This is a genomic window from Vibrio phycocola, assembly GCF_053850235.1.
The window spans coordinates 357,187-382,268 of record NZ_JBSQDJ010000002.1 but is presented as its reverse complement, the minus strand read 5'-3'; the positions used below and the strand labels follow the sequence as shown (position 1 = coordinate 382,268).

Genomic DNA, 25,082 nt, shown 5'->3' with positions numbered 1-25,082 from the left:
GAGCGAGATTTACTCAATATTTGTATTATAATTACAGCGAAAATGAGATATTAGAATAATCAATATCTCATTTTCCTTTTGAATCAACAATTTATGATTCAAACTTACTGCATTTAGTGGAGAGATAATTATGTTCAACAAATATTATGTGTTTGTTCCGAGCGAATTAGATACTGCTCAAGCGCGACTAAGCAATGCAACGACCATATCTGATGAAGAACTGAAACGCCGACGTCTTGTTGCTGAAGCACAAGTTATTTTGCGTGAATGTCCAAAGTCAGAAGTCGCAGAGCCAGCTTATAAAAAGTGCGCTTAATTTTAGTGTTTAAGCCTTATCAAAATGCCACATATTAAATGTGGCATTTTTAATCGGGTGTCCAACCATTCTACGCGCTCTAGCGTAAACAATAAGCCAATCCTTCACTCCCGTGCAACTCCAATCAGAAGTATTTTTCTGTCTATAACATTAACGAGAAAACATTAACAAGGCTCAATATTTTACATCACCACACATTGTAAACTCTGATGTTCTTAGATATGGCCGTAGAGTACTCATTGATGGTTATCAGCGCGCTGATTGAGCTCTAACGAAAAGAAAAAACACATCACAATAGTTAGCGTGCGCACTTAGAAAGTAGATGACCATATCTAAATTTGACCAAACGGGCCATACACTGTCGATTCACTACGAGACCTCTCTGTTTAAGGAATGGGCAATAAATATAATAAGTAAGCTGTATATACAGTTTATTGATCGCCGATTTCGAACACACAGCAACACCAATAACTCGCTTAATCACTATAAACAAAAAGGTATAAATATAATGAAAAGAAACATATCCCTACTAAGCCTACTGTGTGCAACATCTCTCTTAATCTCTGCACCTAGCTTTGCTGCTGACCAACAAAAAGGTCACCCTGGTCCACCACCATCTTTTGATCAACTTGACGCAAACGGAGATGGGGTACTATCTAAAGACGAAGTTCAGGGACCATTGGTAGACGAATTTGACCACTTTGATGAAAATGGTGATGGCGTGTTATCTAAAAATGAACTTCCAGCGCCTCCAAAGGACTAACCCCATAGATACAAAGAATTCAGGTGATATCCCCCTATCATCTGGGTAAAACAGTGAGACTGTTATGGTCTCACTGTTTTTTTCATCTCAACTCTAGAAGATGATTCATTCTTGTTCTGTATGACATGTTTTAAATTCGCCACCTTCCGAATTAGCGAATGCTGCAGAGTGATATACTCAACACCTAACATCTTAGCCCTCGCCAAAATATTGTTATGTATAATTCTGTTTGACGATCCAATTCGTCTTGTGAGTGACTCGCTCTCTTAATTCCGTCGATACCGAGTAATAAAAGTTGAGCGACTTCTCGTGAACCGATATCAAGTGCCCTAAAGTTAATCAATTGCTCTTCTTGAGCTTTTTCAAGGTTCAAAACAATATGAGCCAAAAATCTTTCTTCAAACTCTTCCATCAAGTTAGGTGCCATTTTCTTCGATAAAAGAAACAGCTCTTTACCATTTGGTTTGCTAAAAATTGGAGAAAATATAACTCTCTCCATTTCCTGAACACCATGGAGCAAACAATCAAAATGATCATCTGAGCGGCCAAACCCACGAATAGCCGCTTGTTCTCCTAATTCCAACATATGATCGACCAAAGCAAGAAAAATTGATTCTTTGTTTTTATAGTATTGGTAGAGCGCTGGTCGAGAGATATCGAGCGCATCAGCGATGTCTTTCATTGACGTTTTTTTATAGCCATAAGTGCCAAAGACATCAATGGCAGCTTCAATGATCTGAAATTTTCTATCGTCGGCTAACATATTGGTAACCCTTAGGTTAAGTAACACATGCCATGTGTCACGGTTAGAGGTGTAAAAATAACATCTTGACATAAATTACACTTTTTGTCAGTATAACATTTCTGACAAAAAACGTAATTTGTGTCACCTAAAAGGAAATGATTTATGAACTCGAATAACTCAAAAACAGTTGTCGTTACGGGGATTACCGGTTTTCTCGGCAGCCATATCGCAATTCAGTTACTCAATCGTGGATTTAATGTACGAGGAACACTGCGTTCACTTGACCGTTCAGCTGACATAAAGAAAATTATTCATAGTCATGTTGCGAATTCTGACGCAACACTGAGTTTCGTTGAATGTGACTTGATGGTGGATGATGGATGGGACTCAGCAATGGTAGGAGCCGACTATGTCATTCACAGTGCATCGCCATTTTTATCTTATGTCCCCAAAGATGAAAACGAGCTAATTACGCCTGCGGTTGATGGGACTTTACGAGTGCTGAAAGCCGCAAACAAGCACCAAATTCAACGTGTCGTATTAACCTCTTCTGTCGCAACGGTGCTGTATGGTGAGGATCAAGATATTCAAACCGAGCTGAGTTGGAGCAACCCAGACAATAAACGAGTTACCCCTTATTATAAATCCAAGACACTCGCTGAGCGCGCCGCTTGGGATTACGCGAATCAATCAGGGCTAGAACTAACAACGGTGCTACCAGGAATCATACTAGGACCTGTTCTTGAGTCTGACTACGGAACGTCTGCAGAAGTCATCATAAAGCTAATGGATAAGTCACTCCCAGCGATCCCTAAACTTGGGTTTACTATCTCAGATGTTCGAGATGTCGCAGAAGCTCATATCCTCGCAATGACTTCAGACGCTGCCAATGGTGAGCGCTTCCTCGCAACGGGTGATTTCATGTGGATGAGTGATATTGCCGAGGTGCTACGTTCTGAATACCTAAATTATAAGATTCCAAAATACGCATTACCTAACACTGTTGCTCGACTGGTTTCCTATTTTGATCCAGCTTTGAAAACCGTCGTTGAAGATCTCAACTACAAACATAACGTCGACAATACGAAAACGAGAGAAAAACTTAACTGGCAGCCAAGAGCCGAGCGTGAATCTATTCTGGCCACGGCTCAAAGCCTCATTAAACATGGTGCAATCTAAAAAAGATTACTATCAACAAACAAAGGCAAATAAGCATGTTGATAAGCAATCGTGGTTGCGGCGTATACGAGTAGAATCGACATCAGCGCGTTGAAATAAGCAAAGTACTGCTGACGTTGGACTCGTTTCCCTAGTATAGAACCGACCAACGCGTAACCTGCTGGGGCCCCAAATGAGAATACCGAAAGGACGATAGACCATAGGATAATCTGAGGGCCAACGATGCCCATTGCAGGAAACTGAATGGTCGCGATGGGTAGCGTGGCAATAAATGCCTTAGGATTAAGAATATGCATCACCAAGCCATCTCGAAATGTAAGATCACCCTGCTCTACTTTCTGATCCTTCATATTCACTTTGGCTTGCGATATTTTCCAAGCGATCACCAACATATAACTGCACCCAATAATACTGATGTATGGAAGTAATGACTTGCTAATAATCTGAGACCCAAGAAATGCAATCGAAATAAATAAGATCAGCATTGCAGTACTAATACCGACGTAAAATCCAATATTGGCTTTTGCTCTACCTTGAAAACCGAGATGAAGGCCAAGTAAATTCATTGGTCCAGGACTGTACATTACGCTAAATGCGTAAGCGAATATGGCTAACATAAAAAGGCTCTTTTTTATTGGGTAAGTTGCAGTTGATACTGTTTGGGTGTCATACCGAAATAGCTTTTAAATCGCCGATTTAAGTGACTGCTATCTGCAAATCCACACAGTTGTGCGACTTCGACTGAAGACAAACCAGAATCGAGCGCTTTCTTGGCTAAGTTAATTCGGCAATTAAGAACATATTGATGAGGTGTGATACCAAATTGGGATCGAAATAGGCGTATAAAATGAAACTTCGACATGCTTGCAACATTAGCAATATCATCAATGCTAATATCGTTATTCAAATTGGCAGCAATATATTCCTTCGCTCTCAATAATAATTTATCTTTACGTCTCACCAATATCGGAGCTGATAGACTGCCATTAAGTCTGACTAATGACTGGGCAATTTGAAATATACTCGCTTCTTCCTCTAATTTTGACGTTTGTTCAGTACTGATTAGATTCGAAAGATTCAAAATCTGATGCTTTAACAATGGATCATCAAAGACTGACCCTTTTACTCTTAATGGATGTGAACTCGACACACCGAGTGCGCGAAATTGGCACAGCATCTCTTCTGGACGAAAATACAACATTTGATAGTGTAAATTCGCATCACCTCCTGAGTGTCCATCGTGTACATCTTCAGGATTAAAGATAATCACCTTACCGGGCGAACTCTTATGAAAAGCTCGTTGAGCGAAGAAATCTTGTCTTCCCTGAAGCGTAACACCTAGCGAATACTCTTCATGAGCGTGCTTCTCATAAGAAAAGTCACTCATGCTCGCTTCTAAAACCGTAACTCCAGCGAGGTGACGACTTGCAGCAAACTGAAATTGATTCTTTGACGTCATCGCTCCTCTCCTTTTCCAAGATAAATCGGTTCAGTTGATTACCATAAAATAATTATAATGAGGAACAGATAAGAAAACTTGAACAAAATTGCTGAATTGAGTTATTTAATTTCAGTTCTACCAAATGCTGAAACAAAAGGCGATAACTTCGATATAGACCACACCTATCAAGAACGTCATCATCGATTATCCATTAAATAGTCATTAAAAAAGCACTTACCTGCATATGAGATAAGTGCTCTTAAATTGCAATATAAATACGTCTAAGCTAGTGCATCTAAGCAATATCGCTTAACACCTAGTGACAAAAAAACCTGAAACTAATCACCAAAAACACTTTGTAATAGTGAAGTCGTTTGAGCAATTGGATCTTGACGAATCGATGCTTCTTTTTCAGCAATCATTGTAAACAAACCATCAATCGCCTGCTCGGTTACATATTCATCTAAATTTTGATCGCTTGATGAAGGAATATAACTGTCTACACCTAGTGACTTAGCTAAGCTAGAGACATTCGCACTCTCAACCAGTTCACTACCGTATTCTTTATAGTAATCATTGAAAGTGTCATAGTATTCAGCAACTTTATTCTCTTCCATTGTTTCTTGAATAATTGGAGATACTAACGATGTCAACGAATCGGTAGTATTCGCCGAGAAGTATTCTGTTGCCGCATTATCACCACCATTGAGAATCGCTTTTGCGTCATCAAGGCTCATATTATTGATTGCATCGACAAAAATAGACGCGGTTTCAGGCGCGGCTTTGGTAGCTGCACTGTTCATTGAGTTGATCAAATTATCAGCAATTTCATCACCACCGGCTTTGCGAATCAAAGACTCAACTGACTGTAAGTTTTCAGGTAACGCAATTTTCACCAGATCATTATTTAAATAACCATCATCAGCACCTAAGCTGGTTACTGCATAATCAACGCCGAGGGTTAGCGCTTCTTTAACCGCACTGGAAACCGTTGAATTACTAAGATCTGATGACGATGATGAATCAGTCGCACTACTCTCTGACGTGCTGTCTGATGATTCTGACACTTTACTCACAACACTTTCAGCAACGCTCTTCAAATCAAACCCATGACTAAAGGTTGAACATAAAAGTAGTGAAGAGACAATAGCGACTTTTTTCATAATAACTTCCTATAAATAAAACTGATAAACAATTAATAACGAGGGGCAATGTGCTTAGGGTTTTGCCCATATTCATTTTCGTTTGTATGGCCATCAAGAATAGCAAAGATAAATAGTACCAATATACCAATTAGGGGAACCAATAATAACAGAGCCCACCAACCTGAACGCCCAGTATCATGTAAACGACGAACTAACACAGCTAAATTAGGAATAAAGATAAATACACCGTAGACAAAGCTCAGGACGTCGGTTCCAAACATTCGGTCAACAAAACCCAATGCGATTGTGAATATCAGATTAAAGAGAAAGAACATCCAATATTCTTGGCGTCTTGCTCGACCAGAGAATACCGCGTATTTACTCAATACCAACAGATACCAACTCATATTAATTCCCGTAATTCGATTTATTTGATGTGATCGAGGCACGGCGTTTGACGAAACGATAAATCGGCCATGTCTATACTTTAATGAGTATACGTATCACACAAATATAAAAGCTAAGTTAAACCAAAGGATTAAACGCCCTCTTGATAAGTACTTGATTGATTTCGACCATGCTCTTTAGAGAAATACAGAGCTTTGTCAGCACACTCGAACCATTCAAGGTGGCTAAGAATATCACTATTCAGCTGAGCAATACCAAGACTTATTGTAAAACTAATATCTCCTGTCTCAGTTTTAACGATTAAGGCTTCAATTCGCTTTCTCATTCGCTCAGCAAAATACTTCGCTTGGTCCGCGGTTGTATCAGGCAACAGTGCGACGAACTCTTCGCCACCATATCGACCACATACGTCAGTACGTCGGGCCGTCAATAGTAACGCTTTGGCAGTCTGACGAATGACTTCATCACCTGCGGCATGACCATAATTATCATTGACTTTCTTAAAGTGGTCAATATCCAGAACTACCACACTACAGCACTGATCAGTAATGGATGATCGTTGATATTCTTCCGCAAATCGAGATTCCCAATATGAGCGGTTAAATAACCCGGTTAACCCATCTTGTTGGCTGATTTCAGATAAATGCGCATTGGATTCACGTAGTGTTATCTTATTCTTCGCAATATCAGAAACATCTTGGATCATTAGGCAAACATGAGAAATTTCACCATTTAACGATTTCAATGGCGTCAGTACCAAATTTTGGTACATCACATCCATACCATTTGAGATCGGAGAATAATTCACAAACTCGAAAATAAATGGTCGGTCTTCCCAATTTGAAAAGCTGCGGCTCCCCAACTCAGCACAGCTATCTATTTGGGATTTCAGCCACTGTTCCGGGAGACCGTCGATCACAGAAAACAGGTTATTCGACATGATCTTATCAGCACGCACACCACTATAACCCTGCATAAAGCTGTTCCAAAGGCACACATTGTATTCACGATCCACAACAACAAGTCCGACATCGATCGTGTCCATGACTTGCATAGCCCAATGGAATTCGCTCATTCCAACCGTTAATTCACCTTGCTTCATAGTGTATCCATCACAGAGTTAATCGCACCTACAGACTGTTGATCAAAGAAAAGAAGTACTTCACATTCAAAATCGGTATTCTCAGCATAATACGTAAACTCCACAGCAAACGCTGCTTCATTACTCTCTTTAACAACACACCTTTCGCTATATGAATTTTTTAACGTGACAGGTTGGCGTAGCGATAAGTCGATTCCCATTTGATCTGATAAAGAATTAAGAAATGTAGAAATCAAAAGGTTTGAGAGGTTTAAAACAATTTCGTTCAAACTACTTTGTTCAGGAGAGAACCCTAAAGAACGGCCAATACCATCAATCCCTTCACCTCGCATGCAGACAAGTGCTTCACCGTGAAAACCTGATCCAACGAACCGCTGAGCAACACCATGTAGGTTCTCTCGTTGGAGAGCATCGGTAATCGCCATATTGAGTTCGCTCGTCTCCAAAACGCCGACAGTCGGAATAGGGAGCTCGATAAATATTCCTATTTTGTCCGAAACAATAGCTGCAGCAAGTCCGAGAGCGACGTTAATCAATTCTTTGAACTTAACTTGAGGATCTATGGCGTCTTCATCTGCTGTGACCACATCAGATGCGCCCTTCTCACCCTTTTTCGTAACACCAATTTGCGACAATAAATTAAACACAGCATCGCGATTAAATGGCTTTTCAATGAAATCGATTGCACCTAATGCCAAACAACGATTTTTCGCTTCTTGCTGAACATCGCCTGAAACAACGATAACTTGAGTCGGATAATCGTTAACAGGTAGCGCTTGGAGTACGCCAAAGCCATCAACGATAGGCATAGTAAGGTCGAGAAAAAGGATATCAACAGGGTGTGCTGCGAGATGATCTAACGCTTGCTGACCGTTTTCACAAAAAACGACATCAAATTCGAATACAGCACTGATCGTACGATGTAACGATTTTCGAGCAAGAGCAGAATCATCACATATCACTACATGCATGTTTAGTACGCCATTTTAAGTAGAGTTCAAAATAATTTTAGTTTAGCTGAATATCTAGCGTTTGCAAAAAAACTATATTCATTTTAGCAAGTTATCTATATACACTTATCAATGATTAAGGCTATTCACCAAACCGAAGTCGCGATCGACCACCGTCTGTCGCGGCTTCAATCATTACCTGCTCTTTAGGGTTTCTTTTTTTATTCGTCGTGTCACTTTTTGAAGCCGACGCCTTTTTTGCTTTCTTACTATTTTTTACTGGAGCGCTCTTTCGCGGGGTACTTGGCACCTTTTCCTTAGGTGTATTATCGACGGGCTGATCACAAATCACCAAATAGTACTCTTGGTTAAATTCTATCAAATCACCATCGAATAATTTTCGACGCTTACGGATTTCTAATTCACCATTAACGGCAACATATCCTTCTGAAATTGCATATTTAGCTTCTCCACCGCCACTAACGGCATTCGCTATTTTTAAGACTTTATACAGTTCAATGGGTTGCGAATCGACCTCAATACCAATGGCTTCTACTTCAATTTCTTCTTGATCTGAACTCATTCTCATTCCTACTGTCTGTCATATAACGCAACTAAAATATTGATTTGAGGGTAGCGATTTTGAATGGGTGAGTCACGTTATTTCCAATGTTATCGCGTATAATAGCAACTTGTATGCACCCATTATCACTTACTTTTCAAATGGAAAATCTTCTAACTATTAAACGAGGCATTCTCATCAATTGGCGATATGGTTTACTGCTTTACTATTTAGAAGACTTTATAGACGTGCTAACTTAGAATACAATGTATCGTTTATGAGATACCTACTTAATAACTATATGTGAGTGAAAAGGAAAAATGGCAAGAGCCCGCAGTTTTAACAGGGAAGAAAAACTAAAACTTGCAATGGAAGTTTTTTGGGAAAAAGGATTTGAAAATACCTCTGTCGCTGATTTAGTCGCGAAGTTACAAATAAATCGATTTATTCTTTATGATAGTTATGGTGATAAACAAACACTTTATTTTGAATCACTAATTTACTATTTTAAAAAGATCTCTTGGCCTGCATATAGAGAATTGTGTAGCGACTCCGCCTCTTGGCCTGAGGTAGAGTTCTTTCTAAACAACTTTACTGAGCGTCAATCGAGCTCTAGCTTTGGGTATTATATTCTCAATGGTTTGTTTGATAACATTAATGAAAGTGAAGATATTCGCAAAACCTGTGACCACATATTAGCGTCCATCGAAGAAGCGGCATATTCGGCGATAAAACGTGCTCAAGAAGAGAACTTAATCACGGATAAGGTAGAGCCGAGAGCAATCGCCAAAGCAATATTGGTGCAAATGCAAGGCATCCGCGTTATGACAAAAGCTGAGCGCTACCAAGATGTAGAAGCTTCAAACAATGCATTTATTGAGTTGATAAAATCATCTAAATAGAAATATCAGTGAGAGAGACCCACATTTCACTCTCTCACTGATTGCGCTTGTTAAAACGTCGACAATGCCACGAGTTGCTGCGTGTACTCTTGCTGTGGCGAAGAAAATAGCTGTTGGGTTTCACCTTGCTCAATAATCACACCTTGTTTCATCACTATCGTAAAATGACAAAGTGATTTTACAACGTTAAGATCGTGGCTAATAAACAGATAAGTCAACCCATACTTTTTCTGCAACTCCTTAAGTAAATCAAGAACTTGAGCTTGAACCGTTCGATCGAGAGAGGACGTTGGTTCATCGAGTAAGATAAACTCGGGTTGCAGCACTAACGCTCTGGCAATCGCAATTCTCTGGCGCTGCCCTCCTGAAAACTCATTGGGATAGCGGTGACGCGTTTCGGGGTCAAGATCAACTTCTCGCATAACTTCGCAAATCCGCCGATCAATGTCATCGTCACTCAGTTCTGTGTGAACCCGCATTCCTTCTCCAATCACTTGCGCAACTGACATTCGAGGGTTAAGTGCCGAAAAAGGGTCTTGAAACACAACTTGCATGCGACTACGAAATGGCAGCATGGCCCGGCGATCTAAACCTTGAAGTTCGGTACCTTGATATTGAATGGAACCTTGAGAGTTAACTAACTTTAACAGAGCCATTCCCGTGGTCGATTTTCCCGAACCACTCTCTCCCACTAAACCAATCGAGTGTCCTGATCTTAAGTCAAACGCCATATCAGTCACGGCTTTGATGTGGCCGACTGTTTTCTTAAATAGACCACCTTTAATAGGAAACCATACTTTTAAGTCATCCACTTTAACCAATGATTCTGTTTGTGCGTTTATGGTTACAGGTCGCCCTCTCGGATCCGAATCAATGAGTTTACGAGTATAGGAGTGCTGGGGCGTATCGAACAAAGTTTTACAGTCGGCGATTTCCACCAGATTGCCATCTTGCATCACCGCCACTCTGTCAGCGATGCGGCGAACAATACTTAGATCATGGGTAATAAATAACATCGCCATCCCCAGCTCTTGCTGAAGGGCTTTTAACAAATCTAAAATTTGCGCCTGAACGGAAACATCCAAAGCAGTGGTTGGCTCATCGGCAATCAATAGCTCCGGTTCATTGATTAGCGCCATGGCGATCATCACACGCTGCCGTTCTCCACCGGATAGTTCATGGGGATAGGCTTCGATTTTTTGTTCCGGTTGGCGAATTCCCACCTTGTCGAGCCAACTAATCGCAAGCGCTTGTGCTTTGGTTTTTCTTAAACCACGGTGAATTTCAGCAGTTTCAACCAGCTGGCGTCCTATTTTATGCAGTGGGTTTAGCGATACCATTGGTTCTTGGAAAATCATGCCAATTCTCCCACCTCGAATGCCACGAAGCTCTCGTTCAGAGCAGGTTAACGTATTCGTACCATTAAAGTTTATCGAACCATTAAGATAGTGCGCTGATCCTTTCTCAAGTAACTTTAACACGGCATTTGCGGTTACCGATTTCCCAGAACCACTCTCGCCGACTAACGCTAACGTTTCTCCCTTATCAACCGACAACGACACCTTATGAGTGACTTCCTCGACACTCCCTTTTCGTCCAAAGCCAATAGAAAGATCGCTAATATTTAATACTGGTGTACTCATTAGCCTCTCCCCTGTTGATGCGGATCAAATGCATCACGTACTGCTTCGCCGACAAAAACCAATAGCGTTAACATTAATGACAACACAACAAACGCGGAAATACCGAGCCAAGGTGCTTGCAAATTAGCTTTGCCTTGCGCTAGCAGCTCTCCAAGAGAAGGAGAACCAACGGGTAAACCGAAGCCAAGAAAGTCGAGTGAAGTTAAGGTGGTAACCGAACCTGAAAGAATAAACGGCATCATGGTTAACGACGCTACCATGGCATTAGGCAGCATATGGCGCAGCATAATACGTCTATCGGAAACACCCATGGCCTGAGCTGCTTTGACATAGTCGAAATTTCGACAACGTAAGAATTCGGCGCGAACCACGCCAACCAGACCCATCCAACTAAACAGCACCATAATACCTAACAGCCACCAGAAGTTGGGCTCAATAAAACTCGAGAGAATAATAAGAAGAAACAACGTTGGCATACCAGACCAAACTTCAATGAATCGCTGACCTGCTAAATCAATCCAACCGCCATAGTAACCTTGTGTTGCACCAACAACGCCGCCGATAGCCGATGATATGATGGTTAACACAAAACCAAAAAGCACCGATATTCTAAAACCGTAGATAATCCTTGCAAAAACATCTCGCCCTTTGTCATCGGTCCCTAACCAGTTGGTGTCATCAGGAGCAGAAGGCACGCTTCCACCTTGAATATCATAATTTATGGTGTCATAACTAAACCGAATCAGTGGCCAAATAATATAGCCATTCTCCTCAATCAAATCAGTAACATAAGGGTCGGTGTAATCGGCTTCTGTTGGAAACTCACCTCCAAATTGCGCCTCTGGATATTCGTAAAATACTGGGTAGTACCACTGCAATTCATAAGAGACAAGTAAAGGCTTATCATTGGCGATAAATTCGGCAAATAAACTGAAAAAGAACAATAATGAAAAAATCCAGAGAGACCAAAAACCGCGACGGTTCGCCTTAAAACGTAGCCAGCGAGCGGCATTTATCGGTTTCATCGTTTCGACACTAAACAACATCTAGCGAGCCTCAAAATCAATGCGCGGATCAACCCACGTATAGGTTAAATCGGAAATAATACTCAGAATAAGCCCCAAAAGCGTCATAATGTACAAGGAGCTAAACACGACCGGATAGTCACGTTGAATTGTCGATTCAAAGCCAAGCAAACCAATGCCATTCAGAGAGAACATCACTTCAATCAACATCGAACCGGTAAAGAAAATACTGATAAACGCGCTCGGAAAGCCTGCAATAATGATCAACATCGCGTTACGAAATACGTGCTTGTATAAGATACTGCCTTCGTCTAAGCCTTTAGCTCTAGCCGTCACCACGTACTGCTTATTGATTTCGTCGAGAAAAGAGTTTTTCGTGAGCATACTTAACGTGGCAAACCCACCGATGACCATGGCAAAAATCGGCAACGCCAAATGCCAAAAGTAATCAATGATCTGTTGATACCAAGTCAACGACGCAAAGTTATCCGACACCAGTCCACGCAATGGGAACCAGCTAAAATAGTTTCCACTGGCAAATAAAATAATCAAAATAATAGCAAACAGAAAACCGGGTATCGCATAACCCACAATCACCAATGCGCTTGACCACACGTCAAAACGCGAACCATGATGAATCGCCTTAACAATCCCAAGAGGAATGGAAATAAGGTAGATAATCAGGGTACTCCATAACCCTAGGGAGATAGAAACAGGAAGACGTTCCTTGATTAAATCAATCACGTTACCGCCTTTGAATAAGCTCTCTCCAAAGTTAAAGGTAATGTAATTTTTAAGCATATCCAGATAGCGTTCTAGAATCGGTTTATCGAACCCAAACTGACGTTTTATGTCTTCGACAACTTCAGGGTCTAGTCCGCGTGACCCCTTGTAGCCAGAACTGCCACCTTTATCAAGAGCAGCGAGTTCAACTTCAGAGCCACCACCTGAAAAGCGCTCCATAATTCCCGAGGAATGCCCTTCTAAATTGGCGATTGCCTGCTCTACTGGGCCGCCTGGTGCAATCTGAATAATAAAAAAGTTAATCGTGATAATCGCCCACAAAGTAGGAATGACCAACAATAGACGACGGAATATATACGCTGCCATAGCTTACTCTCGGTTAACGACGTTTTTCAGGCAGTTTTGCCGCTTTCTCTTGCGATACCCACCACGTATCAATACCTAAATCGTATTTTGGCATCACATCTGGGCGTTCAAACTTATCCCACGTCGCAACACGGTACTGACTAATGTACCACTGCGGAATAATGTAGAAATTCCACGTCAGCACTCTATCCAATGCATGACCTAATGCCGTGAGTTTTTCGGTGTCTTCTTGGCTTTTCGCAATCTGTTCGGTTAACGCATCAACCACTGGGCTTTTAACGCCTGCCGTGTTGTACGTCGAATCGATATAACTTGAATGCCACTGAATCAGTAGATTTGGGCTAGGATAAGGATTCGCACCAAAGGACGACGACACCATATCGAAATCACGGTCACGTAGACGTTTAGTGTATTGCGTCACATCGATGGAGCGGATCTTCATATCAACACCAAGCAACTTCAAGTTTTTCTGCAGGGGCGTAGCAAGGCGTTCTGTGGTTGGGCTATATATCATTAACTCAAACGTTAACGGTTCACCGGTTTCAATGTTGGTCATCACTTTATCTTTGACTTCCCAACCGGCTTCTTTTAGCAATGCAAAAGCTGTTCTTAGTTGTTTGCGAATTCGACCTGAACCATCGGTTACAGTAGGTTGATACGATTCAGTGTAAACACGTGATGGGATTTGATCTTTGAACGGCTCTAAGATTTCTTGCTCACTCTGTGTTGGTAAACCTTGAGCCTCAAATTCGGTATTCTGAAAATAACTGCGCGTTCGAGAATATTGGTTATAGAACATATTCTTATTCATCCACTCAAAGTCCATTGCGTAGTTCAATGCTTCTCGGACTTTAGGATCACTAAACACACTGCGTTCAGTGTTGAATACAAACCCTTGTGTAGGCGCAGGATTTTGATGAGCAATTTCTTCTTTTTTTATGTAGCCAGCATCAAAATTCGCACCAGTATAAGAATTGGCCCAAAACTTTGCGGAAGATTCTCGACGTAAGTCAAACTCGCCAGCTTTAAACGCTTCAAGCATCACCGTGTCATCACGATAATAATCATATTGAACTGATTTAAAATTATTTCGACCAACGTTAACCGGGAAGTCTTTTGCCCAGTAGTTGTCGTCAAGTTCCAAGGTGACACTTTGGCCCGGTTTATAAGAGACAATTTTGTAGGGGCCACTTCCGACCGGCGGTTCGGTTAACGGTTCAGATAAATTTTTATCTTTCCAATAGTGTTCCGGTAACACTCGAGTTGTTTCTGCGAAGCTAAACAGTTTTTCTCTATTAGGTGTTTCCATCTCAATTCGCACAGTCAAATCATCAAGCGCGGTAACCGATTTAATCTCTTTGTAGTAGACACGATATTGTGCCACACCTTCGGTCATAAATTTGTCGAAGGTAAACACGACATCGTGAGCGGTAATTGGCTCACCATCATGAAAACGCGCTTTTGGATTAATTGAGATTTCCAGCCAAGAGTAATCGTCGGAGTATCGCACTTTTTCGCTAATGAGCGGATAGTATGAGTCAATTTCATCATTAGGAGAGAACATCAAGGTATCATAAAGTTCGCCAGACCCTGCTGCGGCGACACCGCGAGAAGCGTAACGATTGAAATTATCGTAAGTCCCAACTTGCCCATAAGTCACATCGCCAAATTTAGGAGCCTCTGGATTAACATAGTCAAAATGCTTAAAATCCGCTGGGTATTTAGCTGAACCAAAACCCACTAAGCTCGTGGTTTCAATGACATCAGCCAGCGCAGTTGTATGCACGGAACCTAACAGTAGACCCAATAAAAATAGACGTTGTTTTCCCATCTTAAATCCTTGTAATGAACTTATGTCCCTAGTCAGAGCTCCCTGACTAACGATTGTAAAGCGAACACTCTTCTACAGACCATCAAACTATAATGTTAGTTCCATAATGAAACCTATGCTGAGAATACTTATAAATCATGTTCTTGGGCGATTTTACGTAAGAGAAACGTCTCGCGCTCAATACTCATTCCCTTTTTTGCACTGTGCGCCATCGTCTCTTCATTGTGTTGAATTGCTTGATGGATATCGAGCCACACTGGTCTCATACCATTTCGTACTTCGTGATCTTCTAACCGAGTCTCTCCAAGTTCACGATCTATTTTGCAGGTGTAACAATGAGAAATCATATGCATCACTTCAGCATTATCACGAGCCCAAGGACGAAATTCTTCATAAATACCAAAGTCCTCGACCATCGATATATTCATCGCACCGGTTTCTTCTTGCAGCTCACGAATCACCCCTTCAATCGGATCTTCGCCTTCGTTAAGCCCACCACCCGGTAAGGTATAGTCATCATACCGCTCAGTATAAAGCAGTAGGATATTCGCCTGGTCAATAACGATCGCACGGGTTGCCTGGCGAGTTATAGTGGTTAGATTATCTAAAGAAGGTATATCAGGATGAATTGTTGTTCTTAAATGTCTCATTAGTCTCTGGCGTGTTTAGCAAGGTGGCAATGTTTCAATGCTAACACAATCCCATGCCAGCGTCCTTCTAGCAAGTGATTGAAGTGTAATCAAAATCTATTTGTCGCCTCGAGCTGAAGCGTGTTATGACGCCAGTACGCGACCTCTGCAAACAACACCTGATCTTGAGAGTTATAAAATCGCCGTGTAATCACCAAAGCTGGCGTACCTGGCGTTGCATGAAGTTGTTGACAGATATCTCCCAACAAAGCGCAAGTTGTGATCTCATGGTGAATGTTAACCACCTCGACACCATAGTGTTGCTCACAGCATTCAAGTATCCCATGCTCCACCGAATGTTGAAAAAGATCGCTAAAATGCTCGCGGTTAATATAACAAGTTGAATAACAGACCGGACGTTGCTCGAGATAAAATAGTTGATCTAACTGAAGTACTTCACTGAATGGTGCCAATTGCAGCAACTGAGTGGCTAATTTGTTCGCCATTAAGCTTTTTTGCTCAACGGTTTCGACTCGTGGCTGGCGTTGTTGATCGTTTGCTAACGTAACAAAGCTCTGCTTTGAATTTAAGTTCACACGCAGCCGTGGGTGAGAGATAAACCAACCTCTACGATCTTCTCGATAAATCAACCCGTCCGCTTCAAGTAACGAGAGAGCTTCTCTCAAAGTCACTCGAGTAGTATCAAAAGACTCCGCCAATTTACGCTCAGATGGCAGCTTTTGTCCAGACTCCAACATTCCTTGCTCAATTTGCTCCGCAATGACTTGGTTAATTTTTATATACTGCACAAAATAGTCCTTACTCTCACCAAACCAATCAGCGTTTAAATCTCGTGCCCAACAGGGTGCTTAGCCTCTTACTATAGCATTGAACCTTTGTTTTCGGATAATAAGAGTTAGCACTAAACAGCCTAACGACAATGAAGGTAGACTCGAGATCGCTCTCGTGTTTGAGTAGGGGTTTCGCCAAATAATTGCTTATAATGCTGGTTAAAAGTACTGATGTGATAAAAGCCGAACTCTATCGCTAAGTCGGAAATGACTTTGTGATGATGTGTATCTTTAAGCAGGATTCGACGAATTTCATTTAGTCGACGATCGCGAAGGTATTGAATCGGTGACACCCCAAGCTCATGTTCAAAACAGTATTGAAGTGTTCTTCGACTTACAAACGCGATATTACATAACTCGGTAATGGTTAGCGGATAATTTCCCGTTTGATCAATATGGTTGTAAATTCGCTGCAACACTCTGCGCCGAGTTGGTGCAGATGAATGAACCTCGCGTAATCCAGATTCGGTTTCAACCAATAAATCAGCAATAGCAGAACTCACCATAGGTGTTAATCGTTCAATTCTCGCTTGCTGTATATTTTCATTAGACGACAATGGCATGCTATCGAGATTATTGAGCATCATTCGAATGATTTTCGCCAACTCAAAACTGACTCTAGGGTTCGATTCGCTGACCATTACTTTTGAAATGCGATCACTCCATAAATCAGCATCCAAGCCAATCAGCTCTTTTTGTATTACTTCGCTATCCAATACCAAGCCAAAAATATGAAAATCTTGGGGAGTGATGAGTTCGAATTCAACACCCGATGGACGAATCATCAACTGCCCTTCATTAATCTGAGTACCATTAATTTTAGGACGTTGCTTCTGCAATGAAAAACCCAACCATATGCTTTGTTCATTAACGCAACACTGCTGCAATAATGTCTGGTTGGTATATTCTTCGAAGAGGTGTATTCCCCCCATCGAAAGTTCATCAAGATAACCTGCAAACGTTCCTTGGCCATGTTGATCGTAACGTTGCTCCCACTTAACCAGACTTTCTGCCTGTTGATTGACATCGAACGCATACGACTTGCACCGCTTTGGCGCAAATGAACTTTCTTCATAATGCACTTGGGGAAAACTCATTTTAACTCCTTACCTTACGCCGTGCATTAACATGACGCATCAACAAAATAAGAACATGAAATCATTAATAAAAATACAATTGCGTAATAACGTTAGTTGCTCGGAACGTGAATCGCATATTGACTGTATTTACCTGAATTCATAAATAAGCAAAGTTTACGCCTAGTTTTAATTCGTTCATGGGGCATCAATGGCAAAGTATCGTTATCAACTGGGAACTCACACCTATCAATTCAGCTCGCTTAAGGAAGTAATGGCCAAAGCGACTCCACTTCGATCCGGTGACCAACTTGCTGGCGTCTGTGCTGAGTCCGCTGAAGAAAGAGCCGTTGCACAAATGGTATTAGCCGATCTCCCACTCAAAACATTCTTGAACGAGGCGCTCATTCCCTACGAAATCGATGAAATCACTCGCCTAATTATTGATGAGCATTGCGCTAAAGCATTTCTCGAAATTGCCCATTTAACCGTTGGGGATTTTCGCAATTGGTTACTCCAAGAAACCACTACCAGTAACGTACTAGCTCGTATAAGAGCTGGGGTTACACCAGAGATGGCTGCCGCTGTTTCGAAAATAATGCGCAACCAAGATCTGATTTTGGTCGCCAAAAAATGCCAAGTGATCACCAAATTTCGCAATACCATTGGATTGCCTAAACATCTTTCCACTCGCTTGCAACCAAATCATCCCACCGATGATATGAATGGCATTGCGGCTTCTATCTTTGACGGTTTAATGTATGGCAATGGCGATGCTGTAATAGGCATTAACCCAGCAACCGACAGTGTTAGCCAAGCCATGAAGCTGATGACACTAATGGACGATGTTATTCAACACTATGAGATTCCGACTCAATCCTGCGTCTTAACCCACGTAACCAATACAATCGAATGCATTGAAAAAGGCGCGCCTGTCGATCTCGTGTTCCAATCGATTGGCGGTACAGAAGCCACTAACCAAGGGTTTGGCGTCAATGCAAATATCTTGGCGGAAGCGAACGACGCAGCACTCCAACTTAATCGAGGTACGGTTGGCAATAATGTGATGTATTTCGAAACGGGACAAGGCAGTGCGTTATCTGCCAATGGTCACCATGGCGTCGACCAACAAACCTGTGAAACTCGAGCGTATGCGTTAGCACGTAAATTTAATCCATTACTCGTCAACACTGTGGTTGGATTTATTGGGCCCGAATATCTCTTTGACGGTAAACAAATTATGCGCGCAGGACTTGAAGATCATTTTTGTGGCAAGCTACTTGGGTTACCGATGGGATGTGACATTTGCTACACCAATCACGCTTACGCCGACCAAAATGATATGGATAACCTTCTCACGCTATTAGGTGTGGCTGAATGTACGTTTATTATGGGCATTCCCGGTTCAGATGACATCATGTTGAACTATCAGACAACCTCTTTTCATGATGCTTTGTATGCTCGACAAGTATTAGGTTCTCGTCCCGCACCTGAATTTGATCAATGGTTAAAATCAATGCGGATTACCCCAGAAAATAGACAATCTCAACTTAGTGATGCACTACCATCCATGTTTGCCGATACCCTTAAGAAAATTCAGGTGGCATCATGATAAAAAAAACACAGCATGATCAATTGGTACATCAAGATCCTTGGGATAGGTTACGTCAATTTACCGATGCTAGAATTGGTCTAGGCCGAGTAGGCACCAGTATTCCCACACATGAACTACTCAAGTTTCAACTGTCTCACGCTCAAGCAATGGATGCGGTACACGTACCTCTCGATTCAGACGCGTTAATAAAGAGCTTTGAACAGAGTGATTCCATTCGCACTTTGCTTCCGGCCTTTATGTTACAAAGCTGTGCCAACAACCGAATGGAGTATTTGCAGCGCCCTGATTTTGGTCGTCAATTGAATGATGCCTCTCTGTTTCGTTTACAAAATTTTCAGAATGAACAGTCGAATGACGAACAGTATGACTTAGCCATCGTTATTGCCGATGGACTTTCATCCTATGCTATTGCTCATCACGCACAACATTTTATTGAAGCATTGCTTAATCAGTTACGTTGTGACGAAAATAAAGAATGGAATATTGCGCCTATTAGCATTGTGGAGCAAGCCAGAGTCGCGGTCGGAGACGATGTCGGAGAAGCACTAAAAGCAAAAGAAGTGTTATTGCTCGTCGGGGAACGCCCGGGCTTAAGTTCCCCAGACAGTATGGGATTATATCTGACTTGGAACCCCAAACGAGGTACGGAAGACTCACTGCGCAATTGCATTTCAAACGTACGGCCACAAGGGCTTAATTACCTCGCAGCGGCTCATAAATGTTTTTATCTTTTGAGTGAATCACATCAACGTAAACTCACAGGGGTTGAATTAAAAGACCGTTCCGACGATATACAACTCGAAAGCCAAACTAAACCGCAATTTAGCCTTACAGTGTCATAGCGTTTTCATGTGCTCTATCTACTCTTTGCAAGATATCCATAGAAACAAAAATAGCCTCTAAAGTAGAGGCTATTAAAGTATCAATTACATATTGTCAGGATTGTAGGAACTAACGCAATCCAGAGAAAAACTCCGCACGAGTGGCGGGAATAGATTTGAAAATACCGCCTAATGCTGTTGTGGTGGTTTCGCTGGTCGCGTCCATAACACCACGAGATTTAACGCAGTAGTGAGTAGCATCCATAGTCACCGCAACATCATCAGATTCTAATAAGGTTTGCAGCGCTACCAGTATCTGTTGTGTCATACGCTCTTGAACTTGAGGACGCTGCGCAAAGAAGCGCACAATACGATTGATTTTCGAAAGCCCAATGATCTTACCGCGCGGAATATACGCCACGGCCGCTTTGCCATCAATCGTGACAAGATGATGTTCACAAGTGCTGGTGACGGTAATGTCTTTTACTCGTACCATTTCACTCACATTCATTTTGTTTTCGATCATCGTTATTTTGGGGAAGTTTTTATAATCCAAACCTGAAAAGACTTCATCAACATACATTTTCGCAATTCGACGAGGCGTTTCTTCCAAACTATCATCCGTTAGATCAAGCCCAAGCAAGGTTAAAATCTCATGCATATGACGTTCAATGTGATCTTTTTTCTCTTCACGTCCGATACTGTTTAGCTTCATTGGCGTTTCCAAGCCACGTTGTTCAAGCGCTTGTTTTACCTTGATTGCTGATTCACTTAGATCTGTCATACACTTCCTCATCGACAATTCTTTTAGAGACTAGCCCTAGCCCCCCATCCGAATGGCGTAAAGGATACTCGCAATTTAGAGGAATTACATCCACAAATTCTGACAGGTATTTGATCTAGTCATGGAAAGCAACGCATCGGTTACTTGCCTATTGCATTTGTTGCAGTACTATATTGTCGACGTATTTCCTCGTTCACCGGTTCAATCTCGTTGCGATAAATACACCCCGAAACAAAAAAAGAAACACATACTAATTATAGATAGGAAGGGAATGGATATGGGAAGCTGTGATGCACCTGGATTACTGGCAATCGACAAAGCCATCGAGCAGATGCTACTGGCAACGTCTGTAGTAAACACAAGCGAAAACTTACCACTTGAAGAGTGCTTAGGCAGAGTATTAGCGCTCGATGTTTGCTCTCCAATTAATGTTCCGCCTTTCGACAACTCCGCGATGGATGGATATGCTGTCCGCATCGACGATCTCAAACAAAATCTCACCTTAGAAGTTGCTGGTCGCGCATTAGCCGGACAGCCTTTTCAAGCTCAATGGCCAGCAATGAGCGCGGTACGCATTATGACTGGCGCTAAAATTCCGTCAGGTTGTGATGCTGTGATTATGCAAGAGTACACCACTGTCACTGATAATAAGGTGACTTTTGAACTCGATGCCACCCAACTCAAACCTCTTTCAAATATTCGCCCTACTGGTGACGACTTACATTCCGGGGATATTGTTTTAGGTAAAGGACATCGTATTACACCTCGAGATTTACCCCTCATCGCTTCCCTTGGGATCCCTACTCTCGATGTTTATTCGCGTCCCAAAGTCGCCTTTTTTTCCACGGGAGACGAGCTTAAGCCTTTAGGAACGACATTAAATGAAGGGGATATTTACGACAGTAACCGCTATGGCATTGAAGCATTATTAAGCCGATTTGGATGCGAAGCAATTGATCTGGGCATTATTCCTGACTCTCAAGAAACCATAGAACAAGCCTTTGATAAAGCCCAAGCGATGGCCGATGTTGTCATTACCTCTGGCGGTGTCAGTGTTGGCGAAGCGGATTATACCAAAGACATACTTGCTCGACTGGGAACGATTAATTTTTGGAAATTGGCTATAAAACCCGGCAAGCCTTTTGCCTTTGGCGCATTAGATGGAGCACTGTTCTGTGGTCTGCCTGGAAATCCAGTATCAGCCATGGTCACTATGTACGTTCTTGTTCAGCCACTGCTCGCTAAACTGTCAGGAGAAATTGATTGGCAAGCTCCGCCATCAATACCGGCGACAAGTAAGTCTAACTTTAAGAAAGGCAAAGGACGCACCGATTACCAACGTGGTGTTTATTGGGTCGAAGATGGAAAACTGGTTGTTGAGACTGCCGGAAATCAAAGTTCTGGAGCCTTTACCGCAATGAGCGCGGCTAACTGCTTTATCGTGCTAGAGCAAGAGCGCGGCAAAGTAGAAATGGGTGAATCGGTTAATATTGAACCGTTTAATTCTTCGCTGTACTAACCGATTTGAGATAGACCAATGAGCACGTTAACCGATTCAGAGATGTTGCGTTACAGCCGCCAAATAAACCTAACGGGTTTTGATTTTGAGGGACAAGAAGCCCTTAAGTCGGCCAGAGTCCTTGTCGTTGGCGTTGGGGGATTAGGGTGTGCAACGACGCCTTATTTGGTCAGTGCGGGTATTGGTCACTTGACCATCGTCGACGATGACCAAGTCGAGTTTCACAACTTACAGCGTCAAGTTCTTCATGGTGATCAGGATGTGGGACGAGACAAGGTCGAATCTGCCCGCGACAGTTTACTTCAAATTAATAACAGCGTATCGATAAGCGCGATTGCGCAACGGCTTCATGATGGCCCGATGATGACCCTCATTAAACAGCACGATATCGTGGTCGATTGCTGTGATAACTTGGCGACTCGAAATCAACTAAATAAACTTTGCCACAGCAACAAAACACCGTTAGTTTCTGGAGCTGCAATTCGTATGGAAGGCCAGGTGAGCGTGTATACTTATCAACCTGATACACCTTGCTACCAGTGTTTTAGTCAACGCTTTGGTGAGCAAAACCTTTCCTGTGTGACCAGTGGGATTTTAGCCCCGGTCGTTGGTGTTATTGGGTCCATGCAGGCGATCGAAACCATTAAAATGCTTACTGGCTATGGCGAAGTCGCACAAAGTAAAGTCATGTTATTTGATGCCTTATACGCAAACTGGCGCGAACTCAAACTAAGTAAACTAGATAGTTGCGCAGTATGTGGTGATATTCAATCCGATTAACCTAAACAAGGAAGTCTTACTATGAGTCCATTAGTTTCTGCTCAATGGTTACGCCAACGGTTAGCTGACCCATCGGTTGTCATTTTAGATTGCAGTATGGCATTCCAGATCCCTGGAGAAATTGAAAAAGATACAACCAATGTGATTCCGGGCGCTCGCCGTTTTGACTACGATAATGTCTTCTGCGAGTTAGACGCGACACTGCCTCATATGATGCCGACTGAGGAAAGGTTTAATCAATTAGCTCAAGAGCTTGGCCTCAATAATGATTCCACCATCATCGTTTACGACAACACTGGCACATTTGCGTCACCACGGGCTTGGTGGATGTTGAAAGCAATGGGACACAAAAATGTTGCGGTTTTAGATGGCGGACTGACCTCTTGGAAAGCTAACAATTACCCACTTGAAACCGAATATCACCAAACGTCGACACCAGGTGATTTCAATGGCAAGCTCAACGGAAATTCTTTCATTGATAGCCAGTATGTGCTCGCACAGATAGACAACAATAACAGCGTCACAATTGATGTTAGAAGCTTGGAAAGATTTAATGCTGAAGTACCCGAGCCACGAGCGGGAATACGCAGCGGCCATATACCTCAATCTGTATGTATTCCGTTTCTTGATCTCATGGATCAGCATCAGATGAAGTCACCCGAACAACTCGCTCCTTACTTCAAAACGATTCAAAACGAGCAACCCAATGAACTTATTTTCAGTTGTGGCTCTGGTGTTACTGCTTGTATTGTTCTGCTCGCTGCCTTGCTATCAGGAGTCCCCGAATCGACAATGAAGGTTTATGATGGCTCATGGACAGATTGGGGAGCCGATCTCAAACTGCCTATCGAGAAATAGCGCTAACTAGGATACTAGTTGTTCGTCTAGATTCAATATGGTTAAGGCGTTACTGACACTGGTCGCTAAGATATCAATAGTGCCAGTGCGAAGTGCCCCAAGTAACGCCAATGGTTTGGTATTTTCCGATGCAATCGCAATTACTTCTGAAATCGGTCTGAACTCGTTAATACTTAAACCGATGATACGATCACTCATTACCGTTTTTGCCTCTTTTCCTTGGATATCGAAGAAATCATAGCCAGCAAAATCACCAACAACGCCTTGCTGAGATCTCGATAACAAAACTTCTTCAGCGGTAAACCATCCCAAATCAACCATATAACTGTTTTCACTCATATCACCGATTCCCACTAGGGCGACGTCGGCTTTTCGAGCCAAATCTAATGTTTGCTTGACGGTTTCATTTTGCATAAAGGCTAGCCGTTGCTCCCGATTCACTGCGTATGCTGGCGCGTACAACGTCTCCGACGTACCACCATACTTCTTCGCAAGTTGCCGGCATATATGATCAGCATTGAACGCACCACCTCTAGGGTGAATACCACCAATACTGCATACAAACTTTACATCTCTTGGTGTGATAACCCCGACATGATGTGCCACCTCAGAAACATTGCGTCCTTGACCAACCGAGACAACCATACCGCTGCGTAAACTGCTTGATAAGTAATTGGAGACTAAACCCGCGACTTGCTTTCGCTGGAGATCTTCATTTGGCTGATCGAGGGCTATTAACGCGCGTTTAATACCAAACCTTTCCATAAGCCGTTGCTCAACTTTGGTACTAAATACAGGATGGTATTTCACGGTAATTTCCACGATACCTTCATCTCGAGCTTGTTTTAGCATCCGCCCCACTTTGGCCCGCGATACGTTGAACTTTCGAGAAATTTCTTCTTGTGTCGCCCCGTCCTGGTAATAGGCCACGGCGATTTCTGTAAGCAAATCCGTATCATTCGAAGTCGAACTGAGTTTTGAACTAGCCATTTCCATTCCTACTTATAGCCTCCCAATGAGCAATTAT

26 protein-coding genes are annotated in these 25,082 nt (G+C 42.3%); 9 read left to right on the top strand and 17 right to left on the bottom strand.

Annotated features, from left to right (window positions below):
• Positions 1-130: 130 nt before the first annotated feature.
• Both ACWU4D_RS05065 and ACWU4D_RS05060 read left to right on the top strand, forming a co-directional pair.
• Positions 131-316 (top strand): hypothetical protein, encoded by a 186-nt coding sequence (locus tag ACWU4D_RS05065; protein WP_456050308.1) that lies wholly within the window; start codon positions 131-133, stop codon positions 314-316.
• 508 nt (positions 317-824) lie between these two features.
• Positions 825-1,079, top strand: a complete 255-nt coding sequence (locus tag ACWU4D_RS05060) for a hypothetical protein (RefSeq protein ID WP_456050307.1) — start codon at positions 825-827, stop codon at positions 1,077-1,079.
• Between the two features lie 184 nt (positions 1,080-1,263).
• Here ACWU4D_RS05060 and ACWU4D_RS05055 read toward each other — a convergent pair whose 3' ends face one another.
• Positions 1,264-1,914: a TetR/AcrR family transcriptional regulator gene (locus ACWU4D_RS05055; RefSeq protein WP_456050306.1), complete on the bottom strand. Its 651-nt coding sequence runs from the start codon at positions 1,912-1,914 to the stop codon at positions 1,264-1,266.
• A gap of 72 nt (positions 1,915-1,986) precedes the next feature.
• On the opposite strand from ACWU4D_RS05055, the gene ACWU4D_RS05050 reads away from it, so the two are divergent.
• Positions 1,987-3,003 (top strand): SDR family oxidoreductase, encoded by a 1,017-nt coding sequence (locus tag ACWU4D_RS05050; protein WP_456050305.1) that lies wholly within the window; start codon positions 1,987-1,989, stop codon positions 3,001-3,003.
• Here the strand turns inward: ACWU4D_RS05050 and ACWU4D_RS05045 are convergent.
• From ACWU4D_RS05045 to ACWU4D_RS05015, 7 genes are all read right to left on the bottom strand, one after another.
• On the bottom strand, positions 3,000-3,620 hold the full coding sequence (locus ACWU4D_RS05045; protein ID WP_456050304.1) for a LysE family translocator: 621 nt from the start codon (positions 3,618-3,620) through the stop codon (positions 3,000-3,002). The genes ACWU4D_RS05050 and ACWU4D_RS05045 overlap by 4 nt on opposite strands.
• Before the next feature lie 14 nt (positions 3,621-3,634).
• Positions 3,635-4,462: an AraC family transcriptional regulator gene (locus tag ACWU4D_RS05040; RefSeq protein WP_456050303.1), complete on the bottom strand. Its 828-nt coding sequence runs from the start codon at positions 4,460-4,462 to the stop codon at positions 3,635-3,637.
• Positions 4,463-4,782: 320 nt separating this feature from the next.
• Positions 4,783-5,607: a DUF4197 domain-containing protein gene (locus ACWU4D_RS05035; RefSeq protein ID WP_456050302.1), complete on the bottom strand. Its 825-nt coding sequence runs from the start codon at positions 5,605-5,607 to the stop codon at positions 4,783-4,785.
• A 32-nt stretch (positions 5,608-5,639) separates the two neighbouring features.
• The gene (locus tag ACWU4D_RS05030; RefSeq protein WP_456050301.1) at positions 5,640-5,996 is read right to left on the bottom strand and encodes a DUF805 domain-containing protein; all 357 of its coding nucleotides are present in this window, start codon (positions 5,994-5,996) and stop codon (positions 5,640-5,642) included.
• Positions 5,997-6,127: 131 nt separating this feature from the next.
• Positions 6,128-7,099 (bottom strand): GGDEF domain-containing protein, encoded by a 972-nt coding sequence (locus ACWU4D_RS05025; RefSeq protein WP_456050300.1) that lies wholly within the window; start codon positions 7,097-7,099, stop codon positions 6,128-6,130.
• On the bottom strand, positions 7,096-8,070 hold the full coding sequence (locus ACWU4D_RS05020; RefSeq protein ID WP_456050299.1) for a response regulator: 975 nt from the start codon (positions 8,068-8,070) through the stop codon (positions 7,096-7,098). The genes ACWU4D_RS05025 and ACWU4D_RS05020 overlap by 4 nt, the downstream gene beginning before the upstream one ends.
• Positions 8,071-8,191: 121 nt before the next feature.
• Positions 8,192-8,632 carry an RNA-binding S4 domain-containing protein gene (locus tag ACWU4D_RS05015; protein WP_456050298.1) on the bottom strand — a complete coding sequence of 147 codons (441 nt, stop codon included), beginning with the start codon at positions 8,630-8,632 and terminating at the stop codon, positions 8,192-8,194.
• Between the two features lie 299 nt (positions 8,633-8,931).
• On the opposite strand from ACWU4D_RS05015, the gene ACWU4D_RS05010 reads away from it, so the two are divergent.
• Positions 8,932-9,513, top strand: a complete 582-nt coding sequence (locus ACWU4D_RS05010; protein ID WP_456050297.1) for a TetR/AcrR family transcriptional regulator — start codon at positions 8,932-8,934, stop codon at positions 9,511-9,513.
• A gap of 50 nt (positions 9,514-9,563) precedes the next feature.
• Here the strand turns inward: ACWU4D_RS05010 and ACWU4D_RS05005 are convergent, their stop codons facing one another.
• The 7 genes from ACWU4D_RS05005 to ACWU4D_RS04975 form a co-directional block, all read right to left on the bottom strand.
• On the bottom strand, positions 9,564-11,156 hold the full coding sequence (locus ACWU4D_RS05005) for an ABC transporter ATP-binding protein (RefSeq protein ID WP_456050296.1): 1,593 nt from the start codon (positions 11,154-11,156) through the stop codon (positions 9,564-9,566).
• On the bottom strand, positions 11,156-12,202 hold the full coding sequence (locus tag ACWU4D_RS05000; protein ID WP_456050295.1) for an ABC transporter permease: 1,047 nt from the start codon (positions 12,200-12,202) through the stop codon (positions 11,156-11,158). Before ACWU4D_RS05000 ends, ACWU4D_RS05005 begins: the two co-directional genes overlap by 1 nt.
• Complete coding sequence (locus tag ACWU4D_RS04995; protein ID WP_456050294.1) at positions 12,203-13,291, bottom strand: microcin C ABC transporter permease YejB; 1,089 nt, start codon at positions 13,289-13,291, stop codon at positions 12,203-12,205.
• A 13-nt stretch (positions 13,292-13,304) separates the two neighbouring features.
• Positions 13,305-15,122 (bottom strand): extracellular solute-binding protein, encoded by a 1,818-nt coding sequence (locus ACWU4D_RS04990; protein WP_456050293.1) that lies wholly within the window; start codon positions 15,120-15,122, stop codon positions 13,305-13,307.
• A gap of 128 nt (positions 15,123-15,250) precedes the next feature.
• Complete coding sequence (locus tag ACWU4D_RS04985; RefSeq protein WP_456050292.1) at positions 15,251-15,772, bottom strand: NUDIX hydrolase; 522 nt, start codon at positions 15,770-15,772, stop codon at positions 15,251-15,253.
• Positions 15,773-15,861: 89 nt separating this feature from the next.
• On the bottom strand, positions 15,862-16,560 hold the full coding sequence (locus ACWU4D_RS04980; protein WP_456050291.1) for a UTRA domain-containing protein: 699 nt from the start codon (positions 16,558-16,560) through the stop codon (positions 15,862-15,864).
• Positions 16,561-16,682: 122 nt separating this feature from the next.
• The gene (locus ACWU4D_RS04975; protein ID WP_456050290.1) at positions 16,683-17,699 is read right to left on the bottom strand and encodes a helix-turn-helix domain-containing protein; all 1,017 of its coding nucleotides are present in this window, start codon (positions 17,697-17,699) and stop codon (positions 16,683-16,685) included.
• Positions 17,700-17,889: 190 nt separating this feature from the next.
• On the opposite strand from ACWU4D_RS04975, the gene ACWU4D_RS04970 reads away from it, so the two are divergent.
• Positions 17,890-19,290, top strand: a complete 1,401-nt coding sequence (locus ACWU4D_RS04970; protein ID WP_456050289.1) for an ethanolamine ammonia-lyase subunit EutB — start codon at positions 17,890-17,892, stop codon at positions 19,288-19,290.
• Positions 19,287-20,135: an ethanolamine ammonia-lyase subunit EutC gene (gene eutC / locus ACWU4D_RS04965; protein ID WP_456050288.1), complete on the top strand. Its 849-nt coding sequence runs from the start codon at positions 19,287-19,289 to the stop codon at positions 20,133-20,135. Before ACWU4D_RS04970 ends, eutC begins: the two co-directional genes overlap by 4 nt.
• A gap of 109 nt (positions 20,136-20,244) precedes the next feature.
• On the opposite strand, the gene folE is transcribed toward eutC, so the two are convergent.
• On the bottom strand, positions 20,245-20,898 hold the full coding sequence (gene folE / locus ACWU4D_RS04960; RefSeq protein WP_456050287.1) for a GTP cyclohydrolase I FolE: 654 nt from the start codon (positions 20,896-20,898) through the stop codon (positions 20,245-20,247).
• Between the two features lie 277 nt (positions 20,899-21,175).
• Here folE and moeA point away from each other — a divergent pair, with 277 nt between their 5' ends.
• The 3 genes from moeA to ACWU4D_RS04945 are packed head-to-tail and all read left to right on the top strand — an operon-like array spanning position 21,176 to position 24,055.
• Complete coding sequence (gene moeA / locus ACWU4D_RS04955) at positions 21,176-22,417, top strand: molybdopterin molybdotransferase MoeA (RefSeq protein WP_456050541.1); 1,242 nt, start codon at positions 21,176-21,178, stop codon at positions 22,415-22,417.
• A gap of 18 nt (positions 22,418-22,435) precedes the next feature.
• Positions 22,436-23,197 carry a molybdopterin-synthase adenylyltransferase MoeB gene (moeB, locus tag ACWU4D_RS04950; RefSeq protein WP_456050286.1) on the top strand — a complete coding sequence of 254 codons (762 nt, stop codon included), beginning with the start codon at positions 22,436-22,438 and terminating at the stop codon, positions 23,195-23,197.
• Between the two features lie 21 nt (positions 23,198-23,218).
• Entirely contained in the window at positions 23,219-24,055 is an 837-nt protein-coding gene (locus ACWU4D_RS04945; protein ID WP_456050285.1) for a sulfurtransferase, read from the top strand.
• A 6-nt stretch (positions 24,056-24,061) separates the two neighbouring features.
• Here the strand turns inward: ACWU4D_RS04945 and ACWU4D_RS04940 are convergent, their stop codons facing one another.
• Positions 24,062-25,045: a sugar-binding transcriptional regulator gene (locus ACWU4D_RS04940; protein WP_456050284.1), complete on the bottom strand. Its 984-nt coding sequence runs from the start codon at positions 25,043-25,045 to the stop codon at positions 24,062-24,064.
• Between the last annotated feature and the right edge of the window lie 37 nt (positions 25,046-25,082).

Coding starts and splice junctions, on each gene's coding strand:
- ACWU4D_RS05030 (WP_456050301.1), bottom strand. CDS start 5,996: ATGAGTTGGTATCTGTTGGTATTGAGTAAATACGCGGTATTCTCTGGT.
- ACWU4D_RS05040 (WP_456050303.1), bottom strand. CDS start 4,462: ATGACGTCAAAGAATCAATTTCAGTTTGCTGCAAGTCGTCACCTCGCT.
- ACWU4D_RS04945 (WP_456050285.1), top strand. CDS start 23,219: ATGAGTCCATTAGTTTCTGCTCAATGGTTACGCCAACGGTTAGCTGAC.
- ACWU4D_RS04995 (WP_456050294.1), bottom strand. CDS start 13,291: ATGGCAGCGTATATATTCCGTCGTCTATTGTTGGTCATTCCTACTTTG.
- ACWU4D_RS05020 (WP_456050299.1), bottom strand. CDS start 8,070: ATGCATGTAGTGATATGTGATGATTCTGCTCTTGCTCGAAAATCGTTA.
- moeB (WP_456050286.1), top strand. CDS start 22,436: ATGAGCACGTTAACCGATTCAGAGATGTTGCGTTACAGCCGCCAAATA.
- ACWU4D_RS04970 (WP_456050289.1), top strand. CDS start 17,890: ATGGCAAAGTATCGTTATCAACTGGGAACTCACACCTATCAATTCAGC.
- ACWU4D_RS05065 (WP_456050308.1), top strand. CDS start 131: ATGTTCAACAAATATTATGTGTTTGTTCCGAGCGAATTAGATACTGCT.
- ACWU4D_RS05060 (WP_456050307.1), top strand. CDS start 825: ATGAAAAGAAACATATCCCTACTAAGCCTACTGTGTGCAACATCTCTC.
- ACWU4D_RS05035 (WP_456050302.1), bottom strand. CDS start 5,607: ATGAAAAAAGTCGCTATTGTCTCTTCACTACTTTTATGTTCAACCTTT.
- ACWU4D_RS04975 (WP_456050290.1), bottom strand. CDS start 17,699: ATGAGTTTTCCCCAAGTGCATTATGAAGAAAGTTCATTTGCGCCAAAG.
- ACWU4D_RS04985 (WP_456050292.1), bottom strand. CDS start 15,772: ATGAGACATTTAAGAACAACAATTCATCCTGATATACCTTCTTTAGAT.
- ACWU4D_RS05045 (WP_456050304.1), bottom strand. CDS start 3,620: ATGTTAGCCATATTCGCTTACGCATTTAGCGTAATGTACAGTCCTGGA.
- ACWU4D_RS05025 (WP_456050300.1), bottom strand. CDS start 7,099: ATGAAGCAAGGTGAATTAACGGTTGGAATGAGCGAATTCCATTGGGCT.
- ACWU4D_RS05015 (WP_456050298.1), bottom strand. CDS start 8,632: ATGAGTTCAGATCAAGAAGAAATTGAAGTAGAAGCCATTGGTATTGAG.
- ACWU4D_RS04940 (WP_456050284.1), bottom strand. CDS start 25,045: ATGGCTAGTTCAAAACTCAGTTCGACTTCGAATGATACGGATTTGCTT.
- folE (WP_456050287.1), bottom strand. CDS start 20,898: ATGACAGATCTAAGTGAATCAGCAATCAAGGTAAAACAAGCGCTTGAA.
- eutC (WP_456050288.1), top strand. CDS start 19,287: ATGATAAAAAAAACACAGCATGATCAATTGGTACATCAAGATCCTTGG.
- ACWU4D_RS05005 (WP_456050296.1), bottom strand. CDS start 11,156: ATGAGTACACCAGTATTAAATATTAGCGATCTTTCTATTGGCTTTGGA.
- ACWU4D_RS05055 (WP_456050306.1), bottom strand. CDS start 1,914: ATGTCAAGATGTTATTTTTACACCTCTAACCGTGACACATGGCATGTG.
- ACWU4D_RS04990 (WP_456050293.1), bottom strand. CDS start 15,122: ATGGGAAAACAACGTCTATTTTTATTGGGTCTACTGTTAGGTTCCGTG.
- moeA (WP_456050541.1), top strand. CDS start 21,176: ATGGGAAGCTGTGATGCACCTGGATTACTGGCAATCGACAAAGCCATC.
- ACWU4D_RS05000 (WP_456050295.1), bottom strand. CDS start 12,202: ATGTTGTTTAGTGTCGAAACGATGAAACCGATAAATGCCGCTCGCTGG.
- ACWU4D_RS05050 (WP_456050305.1), top strand. CDS start 1,987: ATGAACTCGAATAACTCAAAAACAGTTGTCGTTACGGGGATTACCGGT.
- ACWU4D_RS05010 (WP_456050297.1), top strand. CDS start 8,932: ATGGCAAGAGCCCGCAGTTTTAACAGGGAAGAAAAACTAAAACTTGCA.